Annotated in this window: 21 protein-coding genes; 11 read left to right on the top strand and 10 right to left on the bottom strand. The window is 63.9% G+C overall.

The genetic code is table 11. The annotated features are described in order from the left end of the window. Positions 1-381, bottom strand: a complete 381-nt coding sequence (locus NJG22_RS09475) for a GFA family protein (RefSeq protein ID WP_253094000.1) — start codon at positions 379-381, stop codon at positions 1-3. Between the two features lie 172 nt (positions 382-553). Here NJG22_RS09475 and NJG22_RS09470 point away from each other — a divergent pair, with 172 nt between their 5' ends. Both NJG22_RS09470 and NJG22_RS09465 read left to right on the top strand, forming a co-directional pair. Continuing rightward, a complete protein-coding gene (locus NJG22_RS09470; RefSeq protein ID WP_253093998.1) occupies positions 554-709 on the top strand; it encodes a hypothetical protein in 156 nt (51 codons plus the stop codon). Between the two features lie 78 nt (positions 710-787). Next, entirely contained in the window at positions 788-1,267 is a 480-nt protein-coding gene (locus NJG22_RS09465) for a hypothetical protein (protein ID WP_253093996.1), read from the top strand. A gap of 32 nt (positions 1,268-1,299) precedes the next feature. On the opposite strand, the gene NJG22_RS09460 is transcribed toward NJG22_RS09465, so the two are convergent. From NJG22_RS09460 to NJG22_RS09440, 5 genes are read right to left on the bottom strand one after another with little or no spacing between them, the layout of a single operon-like run. Beyond that, on the bottom strand, positions 1,300-1,677 hold the full coding sequence (locus NJG22_RS09460; protein ID WP_253093994.1) for a response regulator: 378 nt from the start codon (positions 1,675-1,677) through the stop codon (positions 1,300-1,302). Positions 1,678-1,721: 44 nt separating this feature from the next. Further along, entirely contained in the window at positions 1,722-2,948 is a 1,227-nt protein-coding gene (locus tag NJG22_RS09455) for a hybrid sensor histidine kinase/response regulator (RefSeq protein ID WP_253093993.1), read from the bottom strand. After that, positions 2,942-3,517: a chemotaxis protein CheB gene (locus NJG22_RS09450; RefSeq protein ID WP_253093987.1), complete on the bottom strand. Its 576-nt coding sequence runs from the start codon at positions 3,515-3,517 to the stop codon at positions 2,942-2,944. Before NJG22_RS09450 ends, NJG22_RS09455 begins: the two co-directional genes overlap by 7 nt. After that, positions 3,514-4,335, bottom strand: a complete 822-nt coding sequence (locus tag NJG22_RS09445; protein ID WP_253093986.1) for a protein-glutamate O-methyltransferase CheR — start codon at positions 4,333-4,335, stop codon at positions 3,514-3,516. Before NJG22_RS09445 ends, NJG22_RS09450 begins: the two co-directional genes overlap by 4 nt. Before the next feature lie 4 nt (positions 4,336-4,339). Then, positions 4,340-7,807 (bottom strand): response regulator, encoded by a 3,468-nt coding sequence (locus NJG22_RS09440; RefSeq protein ID WP_253093985.1) that lies wholly within the window; start codon positions 7,805-7,807, stop codon positions 4,340-4,342. Positions 7,808-8,058: 251 nt separating this feature from the next. Between NJG22_RS09440 and NJG22_RS09435 the strand changes: the two genes are divergently transcribed. Next, positions 8,059-8,409 (top strand): response regulator, encoded by a 351-nt coding sequence (locus NJG22_RS09435; RefSeq protein ID WP_253093984.1) that lies wholly within the window; start codon positions 8,059-8,061, stop codon positions 8,407-8,409. Between the two features lie 150 nt (positions 8,410-8,559). Here NJG22_RS09435 and cobF read toward each other — a convergent pair whose 3' ends face one another. Both cobF and NJG22_RS09425 read right to left on the bottom strand, forming a co-directional pair. Continuing rightward, positions 8,560-9,309: a precorrin-6A synthase (deacetylating) gene (gene cobF / locus NJG22_RS09430; RefSeq protein ID WP_253093982.1), complete on the bottom strand. Its 750-nt coding sequence runs from the start codon at positions 9,307-9,309 to the stop codon at positions 8,560-8,562. 222 nt (positions 9,310-9,531) lie between these two features. Next, a complete protein-coding gene (locus tag NJG22_RS09425; protein ID WP_253093980.1) occupies positions 9,532-10,821 on the bottom strand; it encodes an OprD family porin in 1,290 nt (429 codons plus the stop codon). A gap of 357 nt (positions 10,822-11,178) precedes the next feature. Between NJG22_RS09425 and NJG22_RS09420 the strand changes: the two genes are divergently transcribed. From NJG22_RS09420 to NJG22_RS09410, 3 genes are all read left to right on the top strand, one after another. Then, a complete protein-coding gene (locus NJG22_RS09420; RefSeq protein ID WP_217847816.1) occupies positions 11,179-11,538 on the top strand; it encodes a histone-like nucleoid-structuring protein, MvaT/MvaU family in 360 nt (119 codons plus the stop codon). Positions 11,539-11,746: 208 nt separating this feature from the next. Continuing rightward, on the top strand, positions 11,747-12,274 hold the full coding sequence (gloA, locus tag NJG22_RS09415; RefSeq protein ID WP_253093978.1) for a lactoylglutathione lyase: 528 nt from the start codon (positions 11,747-11,749) through the stop codon (positions 12,272-12,274). Positions 12,275-12,367: 93 nt separating this feature from the next. Further along, on the top strand, positions 12,368-12,610 hold the full coding sequence (locus tag NJG22_RS09410) for a hypothetical protein (protein WP_253093975.1): 243 nt from the start codon (positions 12,368-12,370) through the stop codon (positions 12,608-12,610). 68 nt (positions 12,611-12,678) lie between these two features. Here NJG22_RS09410 and NJG22_RS09405 read toward each other — a convergent pair whose 3' ends face one another. Then, entirely contained in the window at positions 12,679-13,500 is an 822-nt protein-coding gene (locus tag NJG22_RS09405) for a shikimate 5-dehydrogenase (RefSeq protein ID WP_253093973.1), read from the bottom strand. 242 nt (positions 13,501-13,742) lie between these two features. Between NJG22_RS09405 and NJG22_RS09400 the strand changes: the two genes are divergently transcribed. Together NJG22_RS09400 and NJG22_RS09395 are read left to right on the top strand one after the other, a co-directional pair. Then, positions 13,743-14,144, top strand: a complete 402-nt coding sequence (locus tag NJG22_RS09400; RefSeq protein WP_134689603.1) for a MerR family DNA-binding transcriptional regulator — start codon at positions 13,743-13,745, stop codon at positions 14,142-14,144. A 20-nt stretch (positions 14,145-14,164) separates the two neighbouring features. Further along, on the top strand, positions 14,165-15,064 hold the full coding sequence (locus NJG22_RS09395) for a hydroxymethylglutaryl-CoA lyase (RefSeq protein ID WP_253093971.1): 900 nt from the start codon (positions 14,165-14,167) through the stop codon (positions 15,062-15,064). Positions 15,065-15,603: 539 nt separating this feature from the next. Here the strand turns inward: NJG22_RS09395 and NJG22_RS09390 are convergent. Next, entirely contained in the window at positions 15,604-16,134 is a 531-nt protein-coding gene (locus NJG22_RS09390) for an MgtC/SapB family protein (RefSeq protein ID WP_253093969.1), read from the bottom strand. A 178-nt stretch (positions 16,135-16,312) separates the two neighbouring features. Here NJG22_RS09390 and NJG22_RS09385 point away from each other — a divergent pair, with 178 nt between their 5' ends. The 3 genes from NJG22_RS09385 to mapR all read left to right on the top strand — a co-directional run bounded on the left by NJG22_RS09385 (position 16,313) and on the right by mapR (position 19,531). Next, complete coding sequence (locus NJG22_RS09385; RefSeq protein ID WP_253093968.1) at positions 16,313-16,552, top strand: DUF3203 family protein; 240 nt, start codon at positions 16,313-16,315, stop codon at positions 16,550-16,552. Positions 16,553-16,673: 121 nt separating this feature from the next. Continuing rightward, complete coding sequence (ccoG, locus tag NJG22_RS09380) at positions 16,674-18,083, top strand: cytochrome c oxidase accessory protein CcoG (RefSeq protein ID WP_253093966.1); 1,410 nt, start codon at positions 16,674-16,676, stop codon at positions 18,081-18,083. Positions 18,084-18,121: 38 nt separating this feature from the next. Further along, positions 18,122-19,531: a GntR family transcriptional regulator MpaR gene (mapR, locus tag NJG22_RS09375; RefSeq protein WP_253093964.1), complete on the top strand. Its 1,410-nt coding sequence runs from the start codon at positions 18,122-18,124 to the stop codon at positions 19,529-19,531. Positions 19,532-19,566 lie beyond the last annotated feature (35 nt).

Raw genomic sequence — 19,566 nt, 5'->3', positions numbered from 1 at the left:
TCAGCCACCGGCGTCGACCTTCCACCAGGCCGGCCGGCTGCCTTCGAACGAATGCGCAACCGGTCTAAGGCCCGCCGCCTTTGGGTCGTCGAAGCAACCCAGCAACAAGGCCACGCTTGGTCCATCGTCGATAGCGCCCAGGGAACTGCCGCAGGTGGCGCAGAAGGCACGGCTGGACGCTGACGAGGAACGGTACAGCGCAGGCGCACGCCCCTCCCCGACCCAGCTGACCGCTGCCTTGTCGAACTCGACCCAGCACAGGGTCAAGCCACCCGAGTGCCGCTGGCACTGGGAACAGGAACAGGTATGGGGAAAATCGGCCTCGCCCTCGGCGACAAAACGGATGCGGCCACACAGGCAGCCGCCAGTAAAGCGGGTCATCGAACGCACCTCCTGCAGTGACTGGAGTTGCCACGATAGCCAGGGGCGCAGCGATTGTTGGACGGATAAAGTGTTACACCATATGGCATGGGCGCATGCGAGGACTGCACCCGGCATAACCCGCTGCTAGAGTGCCCGGCCTGATACCCACAGAGACAGTGGAACCTGCTTGATGGACAGAATGATTCAATTTGTTGCCGTGGTCGTATTGTGCACGCTCATCGGCATCGCTTGCGAGTACTACGGGGTGAATCAATACCTGAAATGGTTGTTGATGGCGCTGCCAGCCATCGTCTGGGTACGCCTGCGCAATCCATTGCAGCGCTGAGTGCAACCGACCGGCACAGGTGTCTCGGGGCCTGGCTTGCAGTAAACTCCCAGGCCTCCCCGCACCCAAGGCCCACCCATGCCCCGCCTGCGCATACTGCTGCTCCCCGCCCTGCTGCTCGGCGCCCTCGCCGGCTGCGACCAGCCCCCCAGCCGCGAGGAAAAGATCCTCGCCGAGCTGCCCTTGCAGGACGCCTACCGCCACAACATCGAGCGCATGGCCGGGCTGCTGGCGATGACCCATCGGCAAGTGCCCAAGGACAAGATTCGCGAGGTGCTGCGCAAGCACCTGACCGTCGAGGACCAACGCCAGGACCTGTTCAGGCTGTACAGCGAGCAGCACTTCACCGATGCCGAATTCGCCAGCATCGTCGCCGCCACCCGCGACCCGGCCAAGGCCAAGGCGCTGGGCGAAACCGATGCAGGCAAGCGCCTGAGCGAGAAGCTGACCGGGTACATGCGCGAAAGCGCCAGCGACCCGAAAGTGCAAGCGCTGGCCGAAGAGCGTATGCGCCAGGTGGACGATGACCTGCGCGCCTTGGCGCGAGCCGCCCCCTAAGTGCGGCGCGGCCCCGACCGCGCGGGGCATTGCTAGCGCAGCAACGCCTGGATCTGCTCGTGCAAGGTGTCCAGGTCGAACGGTTTGGCCAGAATCGGTGCCTTGCGCGCGATCGGGCTGCCGGATTCGAGGATTTCGGCCGGATAGCCACTGATGAAGATCACCTTCAAGTCCGGCCGCAGCTTCACCGCCGGCTCGGCAATCTCTACCCCTGAAATGCCGCCCGGCAGACGGAAGTCGGTGACCATCAGGTCCAGGTGCGGCTTGCTGGCGAGAATCGCGAACGCCTGCTGCCCGTCCTCGGCCACCAGCACGTGGTAACCCTCGCCCGCCAGGTAATCGCGCAGGATCATGCGGATCGCCGGTTCATCCTCGACCACCAGAACAACATCTTGTGCATCTTCACTCATGACTACGCCTTCGAATTCAACGGATTGGCCATCAGACCGCGGCGCTACACAGAGGTTGCCCGCGCCTGATCGCATGGTTGCTGCACCTGCGGCAGCGGCAGATAAACACTGAACGTGGCGCCCTGGCCTTCCTGGCTGTGGACCTGGATACGGCCCCCGTGGGCGAGCACGATCTGCTCGGAAATGTACAATCCCAGGCCCAGCCCACCGCTGGCCTGCTGGGCGGCGACGCGCTCGAACTGCTGGAAAATCCGTTGCTGGTCCTGCGCGCTGATACCGATGCCCTGGTCTTTCACTTGCACGCAGGCCATTGCCTCGTGGGCGAAGACCCGCACCTGCACGGGTTTGCGTTCACCGTAGCGCAGGGCATTGGACAGCAGGTTCGCTATCACCTGCTCGATGCGGAACTCGTCCCATTCGCCCAACAGCACGTTGCAGCGCTCCAGCTCTATATACGTTTCCAGGGCGCTGGCCTGGGCGCTGAAGTTCTCCACCAGGCCCTGGACCAACAGCGCCAGATCGAAGGCCTTGGGCCGAATCGACAGCTTGCCGGTGCGGATGCGCGAGACATCGAGCATGTCCTCGACCAGACGGATCAGGCTGTTGATCTGACGCTCGTCGCGCTCGACCATGGACTTGAGTTTTTCCTCGCTGAATGCCGCCAGGTTGCCCCGAGACAGGTGCATGCGGCGCAATTGCGCCTCGAGGATCAGACCGTTGAGCGGGGTACGCACCTCATGGGAGACGATCGACATGAAATCGTCGCGCATGCGCACGGCCCGCTCGAGTTCGCCACGGGCCACCTGCAATTGCGCCAGCAATTGCTCCTGCTCGGCGCGGCTGCGCTCCAGGGCCTGTAGCTGGCGGTCGAGGGCCTTGCGCTGGCGGAACAGGTCGACGAACACCGACACCTTGCTCTTCACCGCCAGGGTGTCGAGCGGCTTGTGCAGGAAGTCCACGGCGCCGCTTTCGTAGCCTTTGAAGGCGTAGTTCATCTCGCGGCCAGCGGCGCTGACGAAGACAATGGGAATGTTGCGTGTTTTTTCCGTGCCGCGCATCAACTCGGCAAGTTCGAAACCGTTCATGCCTGGCATCTGGACGTCCAGGATCGCCAACGCGAATTCATGCTCGAGCAGCAGCGACAACGCTTGCTCGGCGGACAAGGCCTGGTGTACCTCGCGGTCCTCGCCCTTGATCAGGGCCTCGAGGGCCAGCAGGTTTTCCGGCAAGTCGTCGACGATCAGCAGTTTGGCGGTGATATGGCTTAGCATGCGCTGGGTTCCAGGGTAGCGAGCAACTGCCCGATACCGCTCAGGGGAAGAATGTGGTCGGGGCTGTGCAGGGCCAAGGCGGCCTCCGGCATCAGCGCGACCTGTGCGTCGCGAGGGTCCTGGACCACGGTCCGGCCTCCGCTTTGTCTGATCCGCAGCAGTCCGCGGGCACCGTCCTCGTTGGCACCGGTGAGCAGCACGCCGAGCAGCGCCGGGCCATAGGCATCGGCCGCCGACTCGAACAACAGATCGATTGCCGGTCGCGAGAAATGCACCGGCTCCTCCTGGCTCAGGGAAAAGGTCAGGTCACGCTCCACCGACAAGTGATAGCCCGGCCCGGCCACGTAGATCAGGCCAGGCTCGATGGCGGCCTTGTCCTGCGCCTCGCGCACAGGTCGGCGCAGACGCCGCTGCAGCACCTCGGCCAGTTGGCTGTGGCGGTCGTCCGGCAGGTGCAGCACGCACAGCACCGGCACGGCGAAGCCGGCCGGCAGCGCGCCGAGCACGCTGAACAACGCCGCTACGCCCCCCGCCGAGGCGCCGATGACGACCGCGCGCACGCCGCTCATACCTTGCGGTAGATCCGCTCGGGCCGCACCAGCGGCTCGAAGCGCTCGCCATAGGCCGAGAAGTCCACCGACTCCTTGCTGCCCAGCGCCAGGAAACCCCGGTGGCACAGCGACTCGTGGAACAAGCCCAGGGCCCGGTCCTGCAGGCCCTTGTTGAAATAGATCAGCACATTGCGGCACGACACCAGCTGGGTCTCGGAAAACACGCTGTCGGTGGCCAGGCTGTGGTCGGCGAAGGTGACGTTCTCGCGCAGGCTGGAATCGATGATGGCGTTGCCATAGGCGGCGGTGTAGTACTCGCTGAAATCCCGGCGGCCGCCGGCCTTGCGGTAATTCTCCTGGTACTCGCCCATGCTCTGCATCGAGTAGATGCCTTGCTTGGCGCGCTCCAGCGAATGTGGGTTGATGTCGGTGGCATAAATGATGGTGCGCTCCAGCAGCCCCTCCTCGCGTAGCAGGATGGCCATGGAGTACACCTCCTCGCCCGTGCTGCAACCGGCGATCCAGATCTTCAGTGACGGCCAGGTGCGCAGCAGTGGCACCACCTCGTTGCGCAGCGCCAGAAAGTGCCCTGGGTCGCGGAACATCTCGCTGACCGGAATCGTCAGGAACTGCAGCAGCTCGAGGAACATGCCCGGGTCATGCAGCACCCGCTCCTGCAAGGCCGACACCGTGCGGCAATCGAACTGGCGCAAGGCATGGAGAATCCGGCGCTTGATCGATGCGCCGGAGTAATCGCGAAAATCGTAGCTGTACTTGAGGTAGATCGCCTCGATCAGCAGCCGGATCTCGATATCGGTGTTGCGTTCGCTGGTCAAGATTTCAGATTCGCTCCAGTTGCGGCAGCCAGACCCGGATCAACGAGAACAGGCGGTCCAGGTCGATCGGTTTGGCCAGGTAGTCGTTGGCGCCGGCCTGCAGGCAACGCTGCTGGTCGTCCTTCATCGCCTTGGCGGTCACGGCGATGATCGGCAACTTGCGCCAGCGCGGCTGCTGGCGGATAAGCCGGGTCGCCTCGTAGCCGTCCATCTCCGGCATCATCACGTCCATCAGCACCAGGTCGATGTCGTCGTTGGCCTCCAGGCATGCGATGGCCTCGCGCCCGTTGCGGCCGATCTCGACGATGGCGCCCTTGTGCTCCAGGGCGCTGGTCAGGGCAAAGATGTTGCGCACATCGTCGTCCACCAGCAGGATCCGCCGCCCCTCGAACACCTTGTCGCGGCTGCGCGCGGTCTTGAGCATGCGCTGGCGTTCGTTGGACAGCTGCGACTCGACCTTGTGCAGGAACAGCGTGACCTCGTCGAGCAGGCGCTCGGGCGAGCGCGCGCCCTTGATGATGATCGAGCGCGAGTACTTGAGCAGGTCGGCCTCCTCCTCGCGGGTGAGGTTGCGCCCGGTGTAGACGATCACCGGCGGGAAACTGCGGATGTCCTCGGCGGTCATGCGCTTGAGCAGCTCGTTGCCGAGCATGTCGGGCAGCTTGAGGTCGATGATCATGCAGTCGTAGATATTCTCGCGCAGCAGCGCCAGGGCATCCTGGGCCAGGGCCACGGCGGTGATCTCGATGTCGTCGTCGCCGATCAGGCGGGCGATGCTGTCGCGCTGCAGGTCGTCATCCTCCACCAGCAGGATGTGCTTGAGCTTCTGCGTGAGCTTGGCCTCCAGGCGGCCGAACACCGCCTTGAGCTCCTCGCGGCTGGTGGGCTTGACCGCATAGCCCACCGCGCCCATGTGCATCGCCGCCTCGACCCGGTCCTCCACGGAAATGATGTGCACCGGGATATGCCGGGTGCTGGCCTGCTCCTTGAGCCGTTGCAGCACGGTCAACCCGGAATGGTCGGGCAGGCGCATGTCCAGCAGGATGGCGTCGGGCAGGTATTGCGCGGCCAGCTCGAAGCCCTCGTCGGCGGCGTGGGCGACCAGGCAGCTGTAGCCCAGTTCATGGGCCAGGTCGTAGAGGATGCGGGCGAAGTTCGGCTCGTCCTCGATCACCAGGATGCAGCGGTTGCCGAACGGCGCTCGCTCACGGTCGTCGGCGAAGGTCGGGGTCGGGCGCTCGGTCCTGACCGGGGCACTGGCCGGCGGTACCGGCGGCAGTTCGTCGACCGCCGGGCGCAGGCTGTGTACCTCGGCCTGTTGCGCGCTGGGCTCGAAGTGCTCGGGCAGGATCAGGCTGAACACGCTGCCCTGGCCCGGGCTGCTGTCGACGCTGATCTGGCCGCCGAGCAGGTGCGCCAGGTCGCGGGAGATCGACAGCCCCAGGCCGGTGCCGCCATAGCGGCGGTTGCTGGTGCCGTCGACCTGGTGGAAGGCGCCGAAGATCGCCTGCTGCTGGTCGGCGGCAATGCCGATGCCGGTGTCGCGCACGGCGAACACGATGCCCATGCCGTTCTGGTGGCTGATGCGCAGGCTGACCTGGCCGCGCTCGGTGAACTTGATGGCGTTGGACAGCAAGTTCTTGAGGATCTGCTCCAGGCGCTGGCGGTCGGTGAACAAGGTCGGCGGCAGCGGCTGCTCGAGTTCGACAGCGAAGTCCAGCCCCTTGTCCCGGGCCAGTGGCTGGAACATGCCTTGCAAGCCTTCGACCAAACGCTCCAGCGGCGTGGTCTCGGGACGCACCTCAAGCTTGCCGGCCTCGACCTTGGCGATATCGAGGATGTCGTTGATCAAGTTGAGCAGGTCATTGCCGGCCGAATAGATGGATTCGGCGAACTTGACCTGATCGGCACTGAGGTTGCCCTCGCCGTTCTCGGCCAGCAGCTTGGCCAGGATCAACGAGCTGTTGAGTGGCGTGCGCAGCTCGTGGGACATGTTGGCGAGAAACTCGGACTTGTATTTGCTCGAACGCTGCAAGTCCTCGGCCCGCGCCTGAAGCTCCACTTGAGCCTGGTTGAGCTCGCTGTTCTTGCGGTCCAGGGCGTCGGTGCGCTCGGCCAGTTGTTCGTTGGTCTGCTCCAGTTCCGCCTGCTGGGTTTCCAGGTGGGCCTGGGACTCCTTGAGCACACGGGACTGTTCTTCCAGCTCCTCGTTGGCAGTCTTGAGTTCTTCCTGCTGGACTTGCAGTTCTTCGTTCAACTGCTGGGTTTCGGCCAACACCTCCTGCAAGCGCTGGCGGTAGCGCGCACTTTCGATGGATATGCCCAGGTTGTCGGCGACCCGCTCCAGCAGCTCGCCATCACGCTCGCTCAGCGCACGCAGGAACCCAAGTTCGAGCACGCCATTGACCTGCCCGTCGTTTCTGGCGGGGATCATCAGGCCGCTGCGGGGCAAGCCGCGACCCAAGCCGGAGCTGAGCTGATAATAGTCCTCGGGCAGCGCATCCAGGCACAGCAGGCGGTTCTGCAGCACCGCCTGGCCCAGCAGGCCATCGTGGCCGGGCAGCCGCTGATCGCGGGCCTGCTGTTCGGCATCCAATCCATAGCTGGCGACACGTACCAGATTGCCTTGTTCATCGCGTACATATAATGCCCCCACCACGCTACCCAGATAGGCGGCGAAGAAGCGCAGTATGTTTTCCCCCAGCATCGGCAAGGTGAGTTGCCCCAGCACCTGTTCCGCCAGTTGGGTCTGGCCGGTGCGCAACCAGGCTTGGTGTTCAAGGCGCTCGGCGCTGCGCTGCTGGGCTTGGAGGTTGTCGACGTAGCTGGTCGAGAGCGCCAGCAGGTCGCGGCGCCCCAGGTAGGCCAGCAAAGCGCTGAGGGCCACGATGAATAGCACGAAAGCCGTGATGGCAGTAATCGTCACCCGGCTGACCGTTTCGTTGCGTGCCATGCGCAGTTGCTGCTCGGTGGCGACAAAACCGTCGAACTCCTTGCGGATCTCATCGGTGATGCGTTTACCCCGGCCATTACCAATGGCTTGCCGATACTCGCCGTCATTGCGCCGCGAGTTGATCAGCTCGCCAGCGAAGTCGTTCCAGGCCCTTTGCAACGCGGTCAGCCGGTCGATGCGCTCAACCTGCGGGGGGTTGTCGGCGACCATCCCCCGCAAGCTGTCCAGGCTGCTGAAAATGCGTGGTTTGGCTACCTCATAAGGGTCGAGAAAGCGCTCGTCGCCGGTGATCAGGAAGCCGCGCATGCCGGTTTCCATGTCGATCGACAGCTTGACCGCTTCATTGGCGCTACCGATGACCCGGTCGGTGTGCTCCACCCATTGCATGGCCGAAAGCAGGTAGTTGATCACCGCGACGAACGCCACGGCGCCCAGGAGCCCAACCGCCAGGGGCAAACCAACGTTGCGCTTGAGCAGCTTGCCAAAGCTGCGCTGATCCATCGAGGCTGCTTGAATCATCTGAAAGTGCCCGCGTAAAAAAGTCCATTGAACAGTGTGGCGATACGTCGTGTGGTAAATGCCTTGCGCCAGACCGACCGGGAATAGAGCAAGTCTACCCAGCTTTAACCTTTCTGGCAGGGCATTTAGCCAGTATTTGAAGGCGCAGGTCATCAATCGTTCCATCTATTTGCCCACGCCGGTAAGCTTGGGAACTTCTGCCCTTGCCGCGGGCACAGAGTAGAGACCATTCACCGAAACAGGATCCACCCATGCACCTTCTGGTAGTCGAAGACGACGACATCGTTCGCATGCTGATAGTCGAAGTGCTCGACGAACTGGGCTACACCGCCATCGAGGCGGACAGCGCCAGCACCGCCCTGACGATTCTCCATGACCCCGAGCAGCCCCTGGCATTGTTGATGACCGACGTCGGCCTGCCCGATATGCGCGGCGAGGAACTGGCGGGCAAGGCGCGGGAAATCCGGCCGTTGCTGCCAGTGCTGTTCGCCAGTGGCTACGCCGAGAGTGTCGAGGTACCGCCGGGCATGCACCTGATCGGCAAGCCCTTCAGCATCGAGCAATTGCGCGACAAGGTCGTGGGTATCCTCGGCGCGCCTTGAACCCGCCCGTGTTTAAATGGGCGCTTTTGCCTCAAGGCCCTCTGCCATGCCTCATCTTCTGGTCATTGCCCATGCCTGGCCCTCTCCGTGCGCCGGCAGCGCCGGGCTTCACCGGTGCCATGCTGCGGCGCTGTAGGCCCCTGTAGGCACCTACAGCGCGCGGCGCAGCAGGTAAGTGTCCATGATCCAGCCCTTGCGCTGCCGGGCGGCCTCGCGCAATTGCACGATGCGTGACTTGACCTCCTGCAGCGGCCCCTGCACCAGCAGTTCATCCGCCGTGCCCAGGTAGGCGCCCCAGTAGATCAGCAAATGCGGATCGTCCAGCGCGGCAAATGCACACTGGCCGTCGAGCATCACCAGCACGTTGTCGATTCGCGCCTGCTCGCCCAGGCGTCGCCCCGGCAGCACGGTCAGCGGCTCGCCGATGCGATTGAGGGGGATCTGATGGCGGGCGGCCAGGGCCTGGATGCTGCTGATCCCAGGGATCACCTCCAGCGCCAAGGCCACGCCAGCCAGGCGCACCCGCTCGAGAATGCGCAGTGTGCTGTCGTAAAGGCCTGGCTCGCCCCAAAGCAGGAACGCACCGACCTCGTCGCCCGCCAGCTCCTGTTCCAGCAACCGGGCGTACAGGGCCGCGCGCTGGCGGTGCCAGTCTTGCACGGCGCCGACATAGTCGGTGGCCGCGCCATCCCGGCACGGGTCGGCGACCTGCACCAGGCGATAACCGCCCTGGGGCAGGTAGCGTTCGAGAATGGCCCGGCGCAGGCGCACCAGGTCTTGCTTGTCCGCGCCCTTGTCGAGCACGAAGAACACCGTGGCACGGCGTAGCGCATCCACGGCCTCGTAGGTGATCTGCCGTGGATCGCCCGGGCCGATGCCGATCAGTAGAAGCTTTTTCATCCCCTGCCCCGCCTAGTATGGTGCTGCACAAATAACGCCCCTGATTCGCGGTGCTTTTTGCGCTCATGCTGCATTGCCGCGCCTCGCCGTAGCGGGGCACGACTCGTCGCGACGCTTGCTTGAACACAAAAATCACGCGCCAATTATGGGGCGTATTTGCAAAGCACCACACCAGCAACCGGTGGTCATTTTCGACCGACCACCGGCCGCGGTAAAGGCGGCTTAGAAGATCGAGAAGTTGTAGCTGACGATGACGCGGGTCTCATCCATGTCGCGCGCCCACTTCTCGTAGTTGCTGCGGTAGGTGGAGTTACGCAGGCGCACGCTGACATCCTTGAAGGTGCCGCTCTGTACCTGGTACTTGAGCTCGGTGTCGCGTTCCCATTCCTTGCCTTCGGCATTGCTGCCCGGGACCTTGATGTTGTCACCGTTGATGTAACGGGTGAAGAAGGTCAGGCCAGGCACGCCCAGGGCCTTGAAGTCATAGTCGTAACGCAGCTGCCAGGAACGCTCCTGGGCGGCGGCGAAGTCATTGACCTGGGCGTAGTTGACCAGGTACGGGTTGGTGCCATCGAGGTACGGCATGGCGCTGTCGCCGTACATGCGCTGCCAGCCAGCACTGATCTTGTGGCCGCCCAGGCTGTAGCCGAGCATGCCGCTGAAAGCGCGGTGGTCGATCTGGCCGGCGCGGGCATTGCCGATGTCGTCGCTCTTGATCACCCGCAGGTCGGCCGACAGGGTGCCGACGTCCAGTGGCTGGCTGGCCACCAGGCCAAGGAAGTGCTGGCGGTAGATGTTTTCCAGCTTGGAGACCTGGTACTGGGCGCTGATGCGCTCGTTGAAGCGGTAGTCGACGCCAGCCAGGTCGAAGTGATCGGCCTCGATGTCGCAGGCGTAGCGCTTGTTCTTGCAGTGGACGCGAATGTCCTGGCGGTCGGTGGAGTCCCGCGCGGTGTACTGGTTGAGGCGGGCCAGGGTGAACTTCAGGTCGCGCACTTGCTCGCTGGTCAGCCAGGCGCCATGGAACATGGTCGGCAGCAGACGGCCGTCGTTGTACTTGAGCAGCGGCACATCGGGCATCATCGAGCCGTACTTGAGCACGGTCTCGGAGACCTTGACCTTGCCGGCGATGCCCATCTTGGCGTACTGGTCGGCCGAATGGCGCGGATCGTGGCCGGACGACGGCAACAGGCCGCTATTACTGTCGGCCGGGCTCGAGTCCAGTTTGAAACCGACCATGCCCAGGGCATCGACGCCGAAGCCTACCGGGCCCTGGGTATAACCGGACTGGACATTGAGGATGAACCCCTGGGCCCATTCTTCGCGTTTCGACGCACCCTGGCTGGAACTGCTGTGGCCGTCACGGAAGTCGCGGTTGAAATAGACATTGCGAGCTTCGACCTTGGCAGTGCTGTCTTCAAGAAAACCAGCGGCCTGGGCGTTGGCACCGACACACAGGAAGAACAGGCCGGCAACTCGGCGCCCGGGGGCGAGGGGGAAAGGGGCAAACATGCGAACAAAACATCCAAAAGAAGGGCAAAAAACGATCCGGGCAATCGACTGCACCGGCACTACGGGATGAACGAATACATTTCGACCATCATCCATAATTTTCACCCAGGGCCTCTAGCCCGCACCATGGGACCATGGTCTAAGGCCTCGGCCAGATACCCTGGCAGGGAAGTTCGAATACCGCGCGAAAAACCGGCGAAGTTCCCGGCTTATTGATTGAAAGTTTGCTGTTTACCCCTGTGCGGGCGATGTCTACACTGACACTCAGCGAACAGCTATACCCATCCGCGTGGCCGGCGTTTAGTCCAGTTTATGTTCGTCACGTCAGGCCACCGCAGACTTACAGGAGTGATGACAGTGTCCAGACTTGCAGAGTTTCGTGCTGCCGAAAAAGCGCTTCAGGAACAGATGGCACAACTGGAGGCGCTGAAAAAGGATGCCGGCCTTAAACGCGAAATCGAATTCGAGCAGAAACTAGTCGGCCTGATGAAAAGCTACGACAAGAGCCTGCGCGACATCGTCGCCATCCTCGACCCAAAAGCCAGCCAGCGCGCCCCGGCCGTGGCCGCCAAGCAGCAGCGCCGCCCGCGGGTGGTGAAGGTCTACGAGAACCCGCATACCGGCGAGCTGATCGAAACCAAGGGTGGCAACCACCGCGGCCTGAAGGCCTGGAAGCAACAGTACGGCGCGCAAACAGTGGAAACCTGGGTGCGCTGATGAAACCTCGACACCCGCTTCACACTTTTTTCACAAGCACAGGCTCAGTATCGAACCAGCTAAAGGACTAGCGACCCCATCACGCGCCCGCACACGCGGGCCTCTAATTCCAGCGCCCCGCCTTCATGCGGGGCGCTTTCATTTGCGCTGCCGGCTGACTCCCGTATCATGAACCGCCTCTACCAAGGCCCTGATTCTGGAGTACCCCATGAGCCTGCACGATCTTCAAGCGCTGCCCGGCGTCACCGCCCAGCCTGATACCGCCACCGCCCAGTTCGTCTTCAACCACACCATGCTGCGGGTCAAGGACATCGAGAAGTCCCTGGACTTCTACACCCGCGTCCTGGGCTTTCGCCTGGTGGACAAGCGCGACTTCCCGGAGGCGGCTTTCAGCCTGTACTTCCTGGCCCTGGTCGACCCGGCGCAGATTCCAGCCGACGATGCCGAGCGCCACCAGTGGATGAAGTCGATCCCCGGCGTGCTCGAGCTGACCCACAACCACGGCACCGAGAACGACCCGGCGTTCGCCTACCACAACGGCAATACCGACCCTCGCGGCTTTGGCCACATCTGCATTTCGGTGCCGGACGTGCGGGTTGCCTGCGCGCGCTTCGAGGCGCTGGACGTGCCCTTCCAGAAGCGCCTGCAAGATGGCCGCATGAACCACCTGGCCTTCGTCAAGGACCCGGATGGCTACTGGGTCGAAGTGATCCAGCCGACCGACCTGCAAGGCTGAAGCCGCGCGTCACGCTCGTCGGGCCGGACACCTGCGGCCCCTCGCTGTGGTATATGGAAGGAACTGCTTTCCAGCCACAGCGAGGTCAGGACGATGCAAACCCTTCACTGTGAATACCGCGATCACCACATCACCGCCAGCGTGATGCCCCACCCCAACTCCCCCCTGCCCTATGCGGCCGGCTGCCTGATCACCGATCCCCATGGCCACACCAGCAAGCGCATTTCCATGCCGATGAAATTCTTCAGCAACCTGGAAAATGCCCAGCATGTCTCCCTGGCCCATGGCCGGGCGCTGGTCGACCAGCAGCTGGACCAGGGCCAGAAGACGTTCTAGCTGCTAGGTAGGCGCCGTCCTGCCCGTCGCGTGCTTCGCCAGCAAGGCGCCTACGGTATGAGGTTGGGCTAGATTTCCCGGGCGTACGCCACCGCCGCCGCCACCTGCTCATCGCTTGGGCGCACGCCGGTGTACAACACGAATTGCTCCAGCGCCTGCAGGGCAATCACCTCCAGGCCGGTGATCACCGGCTTGCCCAGTGCTTGAGCCGCCTGGATCAACGGCGTGCGCTCGGGCATCGCCACCACGTCGAATACCCACTCGGCTGCGGCAATGGCCGTCTCGGCAAAGGCCAGCTGCTGCGCCTCGGGCCCGCCGGCCATGCCGATCGGGGTGACGTTGATCAGCATCGGCGGGCACAGGTCGCCCAGCTCGGGCAACCAGCGATAACCGCAGACATCCGCCAACTGGCGCCCGGCCTGCTCATTGCGCGCGACGATGGTGCCCTCGGCGAACCCGGCGTCGCGCAGCGCGCTGGCCACGGCCTTGGCCATGCCACCACTGCCGCGCAGGGCGAAGCCGGTCGCCGGGTCGAGCCGATGCTGCGCCAGCAACTGGCGCACCGCCAGGTAGTCGGTGTTATAGGCCTTGAGGTGCCCAGCGGTATTGACCAGGGTATTGACCGATTCAATGGCCGCCGCCGAGGGGTCGACTTCATCCACCAGCGCCATGCAGGCCTCCTTGTACGGCATCGACACACCACAGCCACGCACCCCCAGGGCGCGGATGCCCGCCACCGCCGCCGGCAGGTCCTGGGTGGTCATGGCCTTGTAGTAGTAGTCCAGGCCCAACTGCTGGTACAGGTGGTTGTGAAAGCGCACGCCGAAAGTGCCGGGGCGACCGGCCAAGGAAATGCACAGGACCGTGTCCCGGCTGGGTGAAATGATCATCGCGACTCCTGCAAAGATGGCTGAAACGATTGCGCCAGCGTAGCAGACCCTGCCGCCGGTGGCCCCTTACACAACCTTTACCCTTTGCCTGCGCTCGCTTGACCGGGCGCCCCCCGCCGCCAGTCTACAACGGCCCGCCACGCGGGTAAGCATCATGGCCGAGGTTCGCCTTGCCCCCCGCCAGCTTGACGTATACGTCAAGCTGGCATTAGGTTAGCGGCATTCCTTTCCCGAGCCCGAGCATGAGCAGCCAGACCTACAGCATCTCCGACCTGTCCCGCGAACTGGACATCACCACCCGCGCCATCCGCTTCTATGAGGAGCAGGGCCTGCTCAGCCCCGAACGACGAGGCCTGGAGCGCATCTACTCGGCGCGCGACAAGGTCACCCTCAAGCTGATCCTGCGCGGCAAGCGCATTGGTTTCTCGCTGGCCGAATGCCGTGAACTGATCGAGCTCTACGACCCCAGCGGCGGCAACCAGAAGCAGCTGCACAGCATGCTGGCCAAGATCGCCGAGCGCCGCGCTCAGCTGGAGCAGCAAATGCTCGATATCCAGCAGATGCACCTGGAGCTGGACACCGCCCAGGAGCGTTGCGAGCAGGCCCTGGCCGCCACCTTGAACACACCGCACAACCACCGTTGATCCGTCACAGGAAGCCTGCCATGTCATTGCCCGAGAAAGTCCGCCTGGTCGAAGTCGGCCCGCGCGACGGCCTGCAGAACGAAGCCCAGCCCATCAGTGTCGCCGACAAGGTGCGCCTGGTGGACGACCTCACCGACGCGGGGCTGGAGTATATCGAGGTGGGCAGTTTCGTGTCGCCCAAGTGGGTGCCGCAGATGGCGGGCTCCAGCGAAGTGTTCGCCGGCATTCATCAGCGCGAAGGTGTTACCTATGCCGCGCTGGCCCCTAACCTGCGCGGCTTCGAAGACGCCCTCGCCGCCGGGGTGAAGGAGGTGGCGGTGTTCGCCGCCGCGTCCGAGTCCTTCTCGCAACGCAACATCAACTGCTCGATCAGCGACAGCCTTGCGCGCTTCGAACCGATCATGGAAGCCGCCCGCACTCACGGAGTACGGGTGCGCGGCTATGTGTCCTGCGTGCTGGGCTGCCCCTATGAAGGAAGCATCAGTGCCGAGCAGGTCGCGCCCGTGGCCCGCGCCCTGCACCAGATGGGCTGCTACGAGGTATCGCTGGGCGACACCATCGGCACCGGCACCGCCGGTGCTACCCGCCGGCTGTTCGAGGTGGTCTCGGCGCAGGTACCCCGCGCGCAGCTGGCCGGGCATTTCCACGACACCTATGGCCAGGCGCTGGCCAACGTCTATGCCAGCCTGCTCGAAGGCATCAGCGTGTTCGACAGCTCCGTGGCGGGCCTGGGCGGCTGCCCGTATGCCAAGGGCGCCACGGGCAACGTCGCCAGCGAGGATGTGGTGTATCTGCTGCAAGGACTGGGCATCGACACCGGCATCGACCTGGACCGCCTGATTGCCGCCGGCCTGCGCATCAGCGAGGTGCTGGGCCGCGTCACCGGTTCGCGCGTGGCGCGCGCACGGACCGCGCACTGATTCACACGATTGTCACAGCAGTGTGGGTGGAGTGTTACCGCCTACACGCCCGCCAGCGAAAAATCGGGTAACAGGGAAACAAATCGACAAAATTTCACGTGCCACGAATTCTTCAAAAATGACCAAGCCATTGATTTTAAAGGCTTTTAAAAAGTTGGCACGGCACCTGCTATATCTTCTGGCATAACAAGAACAAAAAACGCGATACCTAATAAAAACAACAGAGAACGGCTCTGACATAACAAGAACAACACGGCAGAGGCGTAGCAAGCAGATTTTTTTGGAGTCGACGTGCTTTCCTGGGGTACAGGCCCCGCAGCCGGACACAGAACAATAAAACTACCTCCGAGGTAGCGACCGTCCAGGTTGGATCACGTGCGATGAACGCAGGTCAGCGCTCAAAAAAATACGTTTGCTCTTGGCCCCGGTTGGGGGCCGCGCAACACCGAGACAACGGCTGACAAAAACAACAACGGGCCCGTCTCCAATAATAATAAAAGAGCAAGCAACAACGCTTATGAGGGGAGCTTCGGCTCCCCTCAGTGCTTCCTGCTCTCCTCCTCCCGGCGCTTCTCCTCCTGCTCCCCTTCCACCTTCTCCACCAGCACCGGCATGCTTGCCAGTACCAGCAGCGCCAGCACCGTGCTGATCAATGCCGTGGCTTCACGGCCCATGCCGGCGGCGGTACCTATGGCTGCGGTCATCCACAGCCCGGCGGCGGTGGTCAACCCTTTCACATGGCTGGTGTCCTGGCCGTTGCCCTTGAGGATGGTGCCCGCACCGAGAAAACCGATCCCGGCGACGATGCCCTGGATCACCCGGCTCAGCGCCTGCTCATCGGCGCCGGCCATGCCCGGCGCCAGCACGAACAGCGCCGCGCCCATGGACACCAGCATGTGGGTGCGCACCCCGGCCGACTTGCCCTTGCTTTCGCGTTCGAAGCCCAGCACCGCGCCCAGTACGGCGGCCATCAGCAGGCGCAAGAGGATACGCGTCACTTCGCTTTCGTCGGTGATATCGGCGAATTCGGCCTGAATGACCGAGCCTATAGTTTGCAGTAGCTTTTCCATCCCAACCTCCAGCACAGCCGGTAGCCGCCAGCGTTGTTGGCGAACCAGGCACCGCAGTGCCTACACAGATGACCCTGGCGCGCGCGCCAAGTGCCCAGCGCACCACCCAGCGCAACGATGCAGCATCTGCCCCTGCGCTGCTGTCCACTGCTGTAACTACCCACCGGAGGTCACCCCCATGCCTGTTGAAGTCGACCCCAGCACCCGTCGTTGCACCTTGATCGGCGACCATATACGCCTGGAAGCCAGCGGCCCTGAAATCGAGATCGTCACCGATGAACAGTTGCGCATGTCGCTGGCGATCCTGGCCGGCGAGCGCATTCCCATCACCGAAAGCGAAGCCGACGCGCTGACTGTCGCAGGTGCGGTGGATAGCCGCAGGCATCTGAAGAGCAGCGCTCCAGGCTCGGTAATTTAAGGGCCGGATGCCAAACACGGGGAATCTGATACGGTTTTTATCGACATAGCTGAGTCTGTGCTGCAAACAGATCGGGGGCCATAGTGCCCGGGCCTGATCGAGGCCTGATGAGCGATGAACCATGAGCGATAGAATCCCCTTCCGAGTCATCGAGATTGACCCCGCCGCCAGCCACAAGAGCAAAAGCCAGAGCGCTGGCGGCATCCACACCCGCAGTTTCAGCGGCTTCTACCGCAACCTGCGCATCCTCTTCGCCGGCGCGCTGTTCGTGCTGTTCTTCGGCACCGCCTGGTTGCAGTGGAACGGCCGCCAGGCGGTGCTCTGGGACCTGGCCGAAAGCAAGTTCCACATCTTCGGCGCCACCTTCTGGCCGCAGGATTTCATCCTGTTGTCGGCGCTGTTGATCATCTGCGCCTTCGGCCTGTTCGCCATCACCGTGTTCGCCGGCCGCGTCTGGTGTGGCTACAGTTGCCCGCAGAGCACCTGGACCTGGCTGTTCATGTGGTGCGAGAAAGTCACCGAAGGCGACCGCAACCAGCGCATCAAGCTGGCCGCCGCGCCCTGGGGCGTGGAGAAGATCGCCCGGCGCAGCCTCAAGCACGGGCTGTGGCTGGCCATCGGCCTGCTCACCGGCCTGACGTTCGTCGGCTACTTCACCCCGATCCGGCCCCTGGCCGCAGAACTGTTCAGCCTCGAGCTGGGTGGCGTGGCCCTGTTCTGGATCCTGTTCTTCACCGCCGCCACCTACCTCAACGCCGGCTGGCTGCGCGAGGCGGTGTGCATGCACATGTGCCCCTACGCGCGCTTCCAGAGCGTGATGTTCGACAAGGACACCCTGGCGGTGGCCTACGACCCCAGCCGCGGCGAAGCCCGTGGTCCGCGCAAGAAAGGCAGCGACCCGCGCGACCAGGGCCTGGGCGATTGCATCGACTGCACCCTGTGCGTGCAGGTCTGCCCCACCGGCATCGATATCCGTGACGGCCTGCAGATGGCCTGCATTGGCTGCGCCGCCTGTATCGACGCCTGCGATGGGGTGATGGACAAGATGGGCTACGCCCGCGGCCTGATCGGCTACAAGTCCGAGCACAACCTGCAAGGCGGCAAGACCCACTGGCTGCGCCCGCGCCTGCTGGGCTACGCCACGGCCCTGACGGTGATGATCGGCGCGCTGCTGATCGCCCTGCAGATGCGCCCCATGGTGTCGATGGATGTGATCAAGGACCGTGGCCTGTTCCGCGAAAACGCCCTGGGCCAGATCGAGAACATCTACTTGCTCAAGATCATCAACAAGACCCAGGAACCCCAGCACTATCGCCTGCGCCTGGTGGACGCGGACGGCTTCGAGCTGCATGGGCGTACCGAAGTCACCCTGGCCGCCGGCGAGATGAGCGAGTTGCCGGTATCGGTGGCGATGCTCGCCGAGCGCCCGGCCAGCAGCTCGCAGACGCTGACCTTCGAAATCCAGGACAGCGACCAGCCGGGCGTGCGCAGCACCGCCAACAGCCGTTTCGTTGCGCCGATGAACCGCTGATCCCTTACACTGACCCGACCTTGCCTGCCGAAACCACAATGAAACGCTACGAACGATTTGCCGACGACATTGCCGAACTGATCCGCTCCGGGGTCCTGGGCCCCGGCCAGCGGGTGCCTTCGGTGCGCTATGCCAGCCAAACCCACGGGGTCAGCCCGTCCACGGTATTCCAGGCCTACTACCTGCTGGAACGCCGCGGCCTGATCCGTGCCCGGCCGCGTTCGGGCTACTTCGTCAACGCCCATGCGCCATGCCCGTTCAACGAACCCCAGGCCCAGGCACCGGCCAGCGAATCCACCGAGGTGGACGTCAGCGGCCTGGTGTTCTCGATCCTCGACTCGATCAAGGACCCGCATACCGTGCCGTTCGGCTCGGCATTCCCCAGCCCAGCGCTGTTCCCGCTGCAACGCCTGGCCCGCTCGCTGGCCAGCGCCAGCCGCGCCATGGACCCACGCATGGTGGTCACCGACCTGTCGCCGGGCAACCCGCAGCTACGCCGGCAGATCGCCCTGCGCTACATGGTCGCCGGGCTGATGCTGCCGATGGAGGAACTGCTGATCACCAACGGCGCGCTGGAAGCGCTCAACCTGTGCCTGCAGGCGGTCACCCAGCCGGGCGACCTGGTGGCCATCGAGGCGCCGGCCTTCTATGCCTGCCTGCAGGTGCTCGAACGCCTCAAGCTCAAGGCCGTGGAGATCCCGGTTCACCCACGCGAAGGCATGGACCTGGGGGTGCTGGCCCAGACCCTGGAAAAGCACCCAGTCAAGGCCGTGTGGTGCATGACCAACTTCCAGAACCCTGTGGGCGCGAGCATGCCGGAGGCGAAGAAACAGCAACTGGTGGAGCTGCTGCGTCGCCACCAGGTGCCGCTGATCGAGGACGACGTCTACGCCGAGCTGTACTACGCGCAACAGGCCCCCAAACCCGCCAAGGCCTTCGACACCGAGGGCCTGGTGATGCATTGCGGTTCGTTCGCCAAGAGCCTGGCACCGGGCTATCGCATCGGCTGGGTCGCCGCCGGGCGCTTCGCCCAGAAGATCGAACGGCTCAAGCTGATGACCTCGCTATGCGCCTCGATGCCGGCCCAGGCCGCCATCGCCGACTATCTGCAGCATGGCGGCTATGACCGCCACCTGCGCAAGCTGCGCTATGCCCTCGAGGGCCAGCAGGCCAACATGCTCGCCGCCATCGGCCGGCATTTCCCGGCGCAGACCCGGGTCAGCCAGCCTTCCGGCGGCTACTTCCTGTGGCTGGAGCTGCCCGAGCAAATGGACGCGCTGAAACTGTTCCACATGGCCCTGGCCCAGGGCATCAGCATCGCCCCGGGGCCGATCTTCTCGCCGACCCGGCGCTTCGGCAACTGCATCCGCCTGAACTACGGCAGCCCCTGGGGCGACGCCCCGGAACAGGCCATGGAGACCCTCGGGCGCATCGTGCGCTCGTTCTAGCCGACCAACGGGCAAGCAGGCTACAGTTGGGCACC

The sequence above is a fragment of the Pseudomonas sp. VA159-2 genome (assembly GCF_024126635.1).
Lineage (GTDB): Bacteria > Pseudomonadota > Gammaproteobacteria > Pseudomonadales > Pseudomonadaceae > Aquipseudomonas > Aquipseudomonas muyukensis.
The sequence above is the reverse complement of the archived record's forward strand: the minus strand, read 5'-3'. Positions and strand labels throughout refer to the sequence as shown.